Genomic DNA, 9,110 nt, shown 5'->3' on the forward strand with positions numbered 1-9,110 from the left:
ACCCCGCCCTGCGCCTGCTGCAGCGAGTTCGGAACGAAGCCCATCGCTTTGCCCACGGCTACAACCGCAAGTTGCGGCGGCGCCGCACGCTGGCCAGCGAGCTGGCGGAGATTCCGGGAATTGGCGCCGTGCGCCGGAAGCGGCTGCTGGAGCGGTTCGGCAGTGTGCGGGCACTGCGGTCCGCCGAGGCCACGCAAGTTGCGGAGCTGCCGGGATTCTCCGCGAAGCTGGCGCAGCAGGTGATCGAGCACCTGGGCCGGAACGCATGGTAAGGACACGCCTGGCGCCGAGCCCCACGGGGAGCCTGCATGTGGGGAACGCCCGGATCGCCGTGTTGAACTGGCTATTCGCCCGGCATCACGGGGGTGCTTTTGTCCTGCGCATCGAGGACACGGATCGGGAGCGAACCGTGCCTGGCGCCGAGGCGGAGATCCTGGAAGACCTGCGCTGGCTGGGTCTGGAATGGGACGAAGGGCCGGGCGTCGAGGATGGTGGGCCGCTGGGCCCGTACCGACAGAGCGAGCGTCTGGCGCTGTACCGCGAGCATGCGCAGCGGCTGTTGGCCGCGGGCCGGGCATTCCGCTGCTACTGCGCGGAGCAGGAGCTACGGGCGCAGCGTGAAGCCGCGCTGGCCCGGCGGGAGCAGCCTCGCTACAGCGGCGCGTGCCGCGAGCTGAGTGCTGGCGAGGCCGCGCGGCGGGAGCGGGAGGGGCGGCGGCCGGCGATCCGTTTCCGGGTGGACGAGGCCGGGAGCGTGGTCGTGGAGGACGCCGTGCGGGGTCGGGTCCAGTTCCCGGCGAGCGAGATCGGCGACTTCATCCTCCTGCGTTCCGACGGCGTGCCGACGTACAACTTTGCCGTGGTCGTGGACGACGCTCTCATGCAGATCACGCACGTGATCCGTGGCTCGGGGCATCTGTCTAACACCCCGCGCCAACTGCTGCTTTATGACGCGCTGGGGTATGCGGCGCCCGTATTCGCCCACGTGCCCATGGTCCTGGGGCCGGACCGCCAGAAGCTGTCCAAGCGGCACGGCGCGCGGGCCGTGAGCGAGTACCGCCAGCAGGGCTATCACCCTGATGCACTGGTGAACTACCTCTCCCTACTTTCCTGGTCCAGCCCGTCGGGCGACGAGTTGCTCGAGCGAGGACGGCTGGTGACCGAAGTTTCGCTGGCACGCATGGGTGTGGCGGACGTCGTCTTTGATGCGGAGAAGCTCCGCTGGCTGTCCGGCAAGCACATTGAGCGCATGCCGCTGGAGGCGCTGGTCGATGCCACCAGCGCGTACGTCGACCGGGAGCGTTTCCCCCTCTCTGACGCCGCCCTGGCAGTGGCGGTCGCGGCCGTAAGGAGCCATCTTTCGACGCTTTCGGAGATCAACGACCACCTGGAGCCGTTTCTGGGGACTCTGGATGCCGCGGCAGAGCGGGCCCGGGACGCGCTGCGGTCGGAGGAGCGGGCGCAGGCTGTGTTGCGCGCGGCGCGGCATACCCTGGGCACGCTGCCCAGTTGGGAGGAGGCGCAGCTCGAGGCCGCGGTCCGGGCGGCGGGCGAGATGGCGGAAGCGCGGGCCCGCTCCCTTTACGAGCCACTGCGCATTGCCCTCACCGGACGGCCCCACGGCCCGCCGCTGGTAGCCGTGCTGTTTGTACTAGGGCGGGCGACCGCGTTGCGACTTCTGGACGAGGCGCTGGGCTGAGGCGTGGCGCGCGCCCTTGTGTTCGACCCGTTCGCCGGCATCAGCGGCGACATGATCCTGGGAGCGCTCGTAGACCTGGGGCTGCCAGCCGCCTGGCTCGGCGATTACGTCGCCTCACTCGGCTTCCCGGGCGTGGGCGTGGTGGTCGAGCGGGTGAGTCGGCGCGGAATCGCATGTGGGGGCGTCCGCTTCGAGTTGCCCCACGAGCACGTGCATCGGCACCTGAAGGACGTGCTGGAAATTACCGAGGGGAGCAGCGCACCGGCGAGAGTCAAGGCTCAGGCGGCGGCGGTGTTCCGTCGCCTGGCCGAGGCCGAAGCGCAGGTGCACGGCGTGGGCGTGGAGAAGGTACATTTCCACGAGGTCGGTGCGCTGGACGCGATTCTGGATGTCTTGTGCACGGTAGCCGCCATCCAGGAGCTAGGCTTCGAGCACTGCTTTACTCGTGGCGTTGCCCTGGGCACCGGCTGGATCGAGATGGAGCACGGCCGCTACCCCGTTCCGGCACCTGCGGCGCTGAAGCTGCTGGAGGGCCTGGCCGTGCTCGAAACGAATCTGCCAGGCGAGTGTACGACACCGACCGGCGCGGCACTGCTCGCCACGCTGACCGGCGGTCAGGCGCCGCCGGCAGAATTCGTGATGTTGAAGAGCGGGTTCGGCGCTGGCACGCGCGACACGGAGGACCGACCCAATTGCCTGCGCCTGATCGCGTGCGAGATCCCAGATAAGCCGGCCGACCAGATCTTCCTGCTGCAAGCGGACGTGGATGACCTCCCGCCCGAGTACGTGCCGGCCGCCCAGGAGGCGTTGCTCGATGCCGGGGCGCTGGACACCGTGAGTACAACCCTCGCAATGAAGAAGGGCCGGCCAGGGCTGCGCCTCGAGGCGCTGGTCCAGGAGAGCCGGCTCGAGGCCGTCATCGCGGCCCTGTTTGCTGCCACCTCGACCATCGGCGCACGCTACTGGCCCGTGAAGCGCAGTGTGCTGGCTCGGGAGGAGGAGGTCGTGACCTGGCGCGGGCAGCGCGTGCGGCGCAAGCGCGTGCGGCTGCCGGGCGGCGGCCAACGGGCAAAACCCGAGTACGAAGACATTCTCCGGGCAGCCGAAGCGCTCGGGATGGCCCCTTATGAAGCCAGGCTGGCCTTCGATGCCGACGCGCAGGTGAACACTGCACCGGCCGGCCTGCCCGAATCCAGCCAATCCCTGAACGAGGAGGTTCACGGATGAATCAGCCGACCGGCTTCGTTCTCGCACTAGTCGTGATGGCGACGCTGCTCCCCGGGGCGGCGCACGGCCAGAAGGGGAAGAAGCCCTCGAACAACATGTGGACGCGCAGCGCTTCCCTGTACCTGCAGCGCGCTCGCGAGAATCCCCGGCCGGAAGAGAAGCGGGCGCTGTACCAGGAAGCCCTGACGGCGGCGCTCGAATCCGCGGCAAACGATGCATCCAACCCACGGGGGTGGTTCCTGGCAGGCTCGGCCTACCTGAAGCTGGGCGACTACGCGGGCGCGGACTCGGCCTTCGACCGTGCGGAGTCGCTCTACCCCGAGTACACGGCAGAGACGGAGGTCGAGCGGCACAACGCCTGGGTGCTCGCCTACAACGCGGGGGTGACGGCGTTACAAGGTGGGCAGCTCGAGGACGCGGTCGCCCAGTTCCGCAGGGCGGACCACATCTACCAGAAGCGGCCCGAGGCGCGCATGAACCTGGGTGCGGTCCAGGCCCGCGCCGGCAACACGGATGAGGCGATCGCCTCCTACCGCAGCGCGCTCGAGCTCCTGCGCAGCCCGGAACGCAAGGGGCTGAACGAGAAGCAGGAGGCGGAGTGGCGCGAGAGTGAGGAAATCGCAGCTTTCAACCTGGCGCAGTTGCTCGCCGCGGCGGGGAGGGACGAGGAAGCGGTGCAAGCCTACCGGGAATTCCTGGCGCGGGAGCCGGACAACGTACCGGCCAGGGCGAACCTGGGCATCGTCCTGGCGCGCCAGGGCAGGAAGGCGGAGGCGACGGAGGTCTACCGCGAGCTGCTGGCGCGAGGCGACCTCGGGCACGTCGAGTACTTCAACGTTGGCATTGGTCTCTTCCAGGCGGAGCAATACGAGCAGTCAGCGGAGGCGTTCCGGAAAGCGTTGGCGCTCAACCCATACTCGCGGGACGCCGTCTACAACCTGGCCCAGGCGCTCTACGCCCGCTCGCTGGACGCGGAAGAGGAGGTGAAGTCCGCTGCGAAGGGCGCTGCGCAGAAGAAGAAGGAGGGCGAGCTGAGCGCGCTGTACGAAGAGCTGCGGCAGGCCGGGGACCGGCTCATTGGCATTGATCCGTACAACCGCAATGTGCTTCTGCTGGCGGCGCGCGCGTATCGCGGGCTGGCAGACCGCGCCGGTGATGCCGGGACGGCGGACGAGCTACGGCGGAAGACGCTGGCGTTGCTCGAGCGGCACGAGAGCATGCCCTTCGAGGTGGACGACCTCAAGCTCACCGGTGAGGGGACGTCCTTCCGCATGACGGGGAAGTTGACGAACCTGAAGCTCGCGCCGGGAACGCCGATCAAGCTGCGGGTAACGTTCCTGGGGAAGACCGGGACGCCGGCCGGCGCTCAGGAGGTGACGGTAGTGGCGCCGGCCGCCGAGAATGCGACGGATTTCGAGTTGAGCTTCGAGGCGAAGGAGCCGGTAGCCGGCTGGAAGTACGAAGCGGCGCAGTAGCGGCTACGAGGGGGCTGGCACAGGAGAGGGGCGCGGTCTCGGCCGCGCCCCTCCGTCCTTGCCGGTGGGTAGGGGGCGCACATTTCTTGCGGCTGGGCGCCAGTCGGTTCTCCACTTTCGAGCTGCGAGGAACTTCATGGTCGGGACGTGTGGCGCATGCGGCGGGGCGGTGGACCTAGCGGACGGGCGCTGCCCTCGCTGCGGCGGGCAGACGCTCGCCGCCCGCTCCTGCCCGGAGTGCGGGGGGGCCGTGCCGCAGGAGCGCAGCGGCTGCCCCCTGTGCGGCGCATTGCTTGAGCCGGCGCGCTGCGAGCGGCACCCGCGGCGGGAGGCGCGAGGCCAGTGCGTCGTGTGCGGCACGCCCGTCTGTGAACTGTGCCAGGGGGTGGGCGGCGGGCCGCACCTCTGTCCGGATCACGAGAGCGTGGCGGTGGTGGATGGTTGGGCGCAGGTATACACGACCAACGACGACATCGAAGCCGAGCTGATCCGGGAGAACCTGCAAGCCGAGGGCATCCAGGCGCAGGTGCTTTCGCAGAAGGACCATTTCTCTTTTACCGTAGCCCTTGGCGGCCTGAGCCCGGTGAGCGTGCTGGTTCCGGCAGACGAGTATGGGGAGGCGCAGCGGCTCATAAGGGGGCACATGGACGCGCGCGGCGGGGTAGCCTTTGCATGTCCGAGCTGCGGCGAAGCGTACGAGCGGGGTGATGACATCTGCGCAGCCTGCGGCACTCGCCTGGTTTGAGCGGCGTCGCTTGTAGAGCGCGGGCTGGCGGCGTATGTTGGTCCGGGTAGTGCAAGCGAGCTTCGGGGCGGCCGCATGGCCGCCCCGCGGTGCAAGGGGGAATGGTTCGGATCGCGGGAGTTCAGCGCGGAAGTATTGCCGAGGAGCTTCGGCTCGAGATCGGCAGCCGGATCGTCCGCATCAACGGCGAGCCGGTCCGGGACATCCTTGATCTTCGGTTCCGCGAGGCCGAAGCGCTGCTCGAGCTGGAAGTGGCGCCGGCCCGGGGCGGCGCGGCAGTGATCTATGAAATCGAGAAGGACGCCGCCGAGCCGCTGGGCGTGCTGCCGGCGCCGGACGTGGTGCGCGAGTGCGCCAACAAGTGCGTTTTCTGCTTCATTGACGGCAATCCACCGGGCGTGCGCCGCAGCCTTTCCCTGCGCGATGACGATTTCCGTCTCTCGTTTACCTACGGCAGCTTTATCACCCTGACAAACCTGGGGCCCCGCGGCTTTCAGCGCCTCCTCGAGCAGCGCCTTTCACCGCTGTACGTGAGCGTGCATGCCACCGAGCCCGCGGTACGCGAACGGCTGCTCGGGGTACCCCGGGGCGGCGAGATCGTCGAGCAACTCGAGGCCCTGACTGGGGGGGCCATCGAGGTCCATACCCAGGTGGTGCTTTGCCCCGGCTGGAACGACGGGGAGCACCTGGATCGCACGCTGGACGACCTCTGGGGTTTGGGCCCCGGAGTGCTCACCGTGTCGGTCGTGCCCGTTGGCCTGACGCGGTACAACCTGAACCGGCCGGTGCGGCTGCTGACCTCGGGCGAAGCGGGCGCCGCGATCGCGCAGCTCGAGCGGGCTCGGAGACGTGCACAGGCGGAGCGTGGTATCGGCTGGGCCTATGCGGCGGACGAGCTGTTCTTGCTTGCGAAGGCGGCTGTTCCGCCGGCGTCCTATTACGATGATGCACTGCTCACCGAGAACGGCGTGGGCGCGGTACGGCAGCAGCTCGACTCCTTCGAGGCGGGGCTGGCGGCCGTGCCTCGGTTCGACGGGCAACGGGTCGGGATCGTGACGGGAACGCGCATGACGCCGCTGCTGCGGCAGCTTGCCCCGCGGCTGGCGTGCGCAACGGGCGCCAGGCTCGAGGTGATCAGCGTCCCGAACCGCCTGTTCGGCGAGACCGTCACGACGGCCGGGCTGCTGCCCGGCCGGGACGTGCTGCTCGAGCTCGAGGGGCGGGGACCATACGACGCGCTGCTGCTGCCCGCCGAATCGCTGAACGATGATCTCCGCTTCATTGACGACCTGCCCCTGAGCCGTCTGGCCGACTCGCTCCCGGGCACGCGCGTCGCGACCGGCTACCAGTTGACGGCCGCGCTGACGCAGCTGTGAAAACCGCGTTGCCGGCTGTGGCAGTAGTCGGTCGGCCCAATGTCGGCAAATCCACCTTCTTCAACCGTGTCATCGGGCGGCGAGTAGCGATTGTGGAAGACGTGCCCCGCGTCACGCGGGACCGCAACTTCGCCCGCGCCGACTGGGCCGGTCGCTCGTTCTACATCATCGATACCGGCGGACTGGAGACGGAAGGAGAGGAGCCCCTCGTGGCCGCGGTACGGCGACAGGTGCTGGCGGCGATCGAGGAAGCGGATGTGTTGGTCTACCTGGTGGATGGCCGGGCGGGCCCGCACCCACTGGATTTCCGCGTTGCCGAGCTTTTGCGCAAGACGCAGCGTCCGGTGGTGCTGGTGGTGAACAAGCTGGACCGGCTCCCGGAGGACCTGGGCCACCACGACTTCTGGGCGCTGGGGCTGGGCGAGCCCCTGCCGGTGAGCGCCCTGTCCGGGAAGGGGTCGGGAGACGTGCTGGACGCGGTCGTGGCGCGGCTGCCGGGCGAGCCTGGCGCAATCGAGGAAGACGAGGCGCTGCGTGTCGCAGTGATTGGCAAGCCGAACGTGGGGAAGTCCAGCTTAATCAACAGGCTACTGGGCGAGGAGCGCCTGGTGGTGAGCGAGCTGCCGGGCACGACCCGGGACAGTGTGGACACAGTGCTCCGCTACCACGGCCGCACGCTGGTCTTCATTGATACGGCCGGTCTGAGGCGCCACGCCCGCATCGAGCCGGGGCTCGAGTACTACGGCGCCTTGCGGGCCGAACGTGCCCTGGATCGTGCGGACGTCTGCCTTCTCCTGGTGGATGCGACGGAGCCCGTGCACGTACAGGACATCAAGATCGCCGAGATGGCGTGGCAGGCAGGTGCTGGCCTGATGGTGGTGGCCAACAAGTGGGACCTGGTCGAGAAGGACGCGAAGACTGCCGTGGCTTACGAGCAGCACCTGAGGTCCCGGGCCAGAATGTTCCGCTGGGTGCCGGTCCTTTTCGCATCGGCGCTAACGGGACTGCGGGTGCAGCGCGCGCTGGACCTGCTGCTGGAAGTGGCCGCGGAACGCGCCCGGCGCATCCCCACCAGTGAGGTGAACCAGGTTTTGCGGGAGCTGGCGGAGCGGCAGCCCCCGCCGCATTATCGAGGGAACGCCGTCAAGCTGCTATACGCCACGCAGGCGGACGCGGCGCCTCCGACGTTCGTCATCTTCACGAATTTTCCCAAGGCGTTGCCGGAGAGCTACGTGCGTTATCTCGAGAACGGGTTCCGAGAGCAATGGAATTTCCTGGGCACGCCCATCCGGCTCCGCTTCCGCAGCCGGAGGGAGCCGCGATGACGCCGTGGCTGCTGCTCGGCGCCGCTTACCTGCTGGCCGCGTCACCCACCAGCTATGTGGCAGGCAAGCTCTTTGGCAAGATCGACTTGCGGCACCACGGCAGCGGGAACCTGGGCGCCACCAACGTGCTCCGCGTGCTCGGCTGGCGCGTGGCCCTGCCGGTGTTCGTGCTGGATGTGCTCAAAGGCTGGTTCCCCACCTTCGCCTTCCCCCGCTGGGACGGGGTGGGACCGTGGCAGTGGGCGCTCGGCTACGGCGCGGCGGCCATCCTGGGCCATGTGTTCTCGCCGTACGTGCGATTCAAGGGGGGGAAGGGCGTAGCCACGAGCGCCGGCGTGCTTCTGGCCTTCTCGCCGCCGGCGGCAGGTCTCGGTCTGCTGGTGTGGGCGGCGCTGCTGCTGGCTACGCGTATCGTCTCCCTCGCCTCGATGGGTGCCGCGCTGGCCATGCCGGCGGCAGTATACGCGTTCCGAGGAGCAGACCTGGTCCTCGGCCTGTCTATCGCGCTGGCGGCCTTCGTGATCTACGCGCACCGCACCAACATCCGCCGGCTGCTGCGGGGCGAGGAGCATCGTTTCGGCGCGCGGACCTGGGGGGCACGGTGAGCGAGCGGTTGCGCGTAGGGGTCGTGGGCGCGGGAGGCTGGGGCACCACGCTGGCCAACCTGCTGGCACGCAAGGGCCACGACGTCGCCCTGTGGGCCTACGAGCCGGACGTGGCCGAGGCGATCGCGAGGACGCATGAGAACCCGCGCTACCTGGTGGGGATCCGGCTGGAGGAGAGGCTGCGGGCGACGGCGGAGCTCGAGGCTGCGACCGCGGGAGCGGAGGTCGTGGTGTCCGTCAGCCCCTCGCAGCACGTGCGCCAGGTCATGGCGCGCGTGGCAGGGGGGCTCTCGCCGGAAGCGCTAGTGGTGAGCGCATCCAAGGGGATCGAGACCGCCACGCTGAAGACCATGGCAGAAGTGCTCGAGGATGTGCTGCCCCGCCCGCTGGCGACGCAGGCCTGCTTTCTCTCCGGGCCGAGCTTCGCCGTCGAAGTGGCGCGCGAGCAGCCCACGGCTGTGGCGGTGGCCAGCCGGGTGGAATCGGCGGCGCGGCGGGCGCAGCAGCTCTTCCAGACAGACTACTTCCGCGTCTACACCAACCCGGACGTGCGCGGCGTCGAGTTGGGCGGCGCGCTCAAGAACGTGATTGCGCTCGCCTCCGGAATGGCCGTCGGACTGGGCTTGGGGCACAATGCGCTGGCCGCGCTGATCACCCG

At 68.9% G+C, this 9,110-nt stretch carries 9 protein-coding genes; all 9 read left to right on the forward strand.

What is annotated here, in order from left to right:
* Positions 1-272, forward strand: a 272-nt coding sequence (locus HY703_09490; GenBank protein ID MBI4545417.1) for an excinuclease ABC subunit C, incomplete at its 5' end; no start/stop codon positions are given.
* Positions 266-1,699, forward strand: coding sequence for a glutamate--tRNA ligase (locus HY703_09495; GenBank protein MBI4545418.1), 1,434 nt, complete (start codon positions 266-268; stop codon positions 1,697-1,699). The genes HY703_09490 and HY703_09495, both read left to right, overlap by 7 nt.
* A gap of 3 nt (positions 1,700-1,702) precedes the next feature.
* Positions 1,703-2,926, forward strand: a complete 1,224-nt coding sequence (gene larC / locus HY703_09500) for a nickel pincer cofactor biosynthesis protein LarC (GenBank protein MBI4545419.1) — start codon at positions 1,703-1,705, stop codon at positions 2,924-2,926.
* Complete coding sequence (locus tag HY703_09505; protein MBI4545420.1) at positions 2,923-4,401, forward strand: tetratricopeptide repeat protein; 1,479 nt, start codon at positions 2,923-2,925, stop codon at positions 4,399-4,401. The genes larC and HY703_09505 overlap by 4 nt, the downstream gene beginning before the upstream one ends.
* Positions 4,402-4,651: 250 nt before the next feature.
* Positions 4,652-5,146 (forward strand): DUF2007 domain-containing protein, encoded by a 495-nt coding sequence (locus HY703_09510; GenBank protein MBI4545421.1) that lies wholly within the window; start codon positions 4,652-4,654, stop codon positions 5,144-5,146.
* A 101-nt stretch (positions 5,147-5,247) separates the two neighbouring features.
* Complete coding sequence (locus HY703_09515) at positions 5,248-6,522, forward strand: DUF512 domain-containing protein (protein MBI4545422.1); 1,275 nt, start codon at positions 5,248-5,250, stop codon at positions 6,520-6,522.
* Positions 6,519-7,847, forward strand: coding sequence for a ribosome biogenesis GTPase Der (gene der, locus HY703_09520; protein ID MBI4545423.1), 1,329 nt, complete (start codon positions 6,519-6,521; stop codon positions 7,845-7,847). Before HY703_09515 ends, der begins: the two co-directional genes overlap by 4 nt.
* Positions 7,844-8,452 (forward strand): glycerol-3-phosphate 1-O-acyltransferase PlsY, encoded by a 609-nt coding sequence (gene plsY / locus HY703_09525; GenBank protein MBI4545424.1) that lies wholly within the window; start codon positions 7,844-7,846, stop codon positions 8,450-8,452. The genes der and plsY overlap by 4 nt, the downstream gene beginning before the upstream one ends.
* On the forward strand, positions 8,449-9,110 hold a 662-nt coding region (locus tag HY703_09530), incomplete at its 3' end, for an NAD(P)H-dependent glycerol-3-phosphate dehydrogenase (GenBank protein ID MBI4545425.1). The genes plsY and HY703_09530, both read left to right, overlap by 4 nt.

It is taken from the genome of Gemmatimonadota bacterium, assembly GCA_016209965.1.
GTDB lineage: Bacteria > Gemmatimonadota > Gemmatimonadetes > Longimicrobiales > RSA9 > JACQVE01.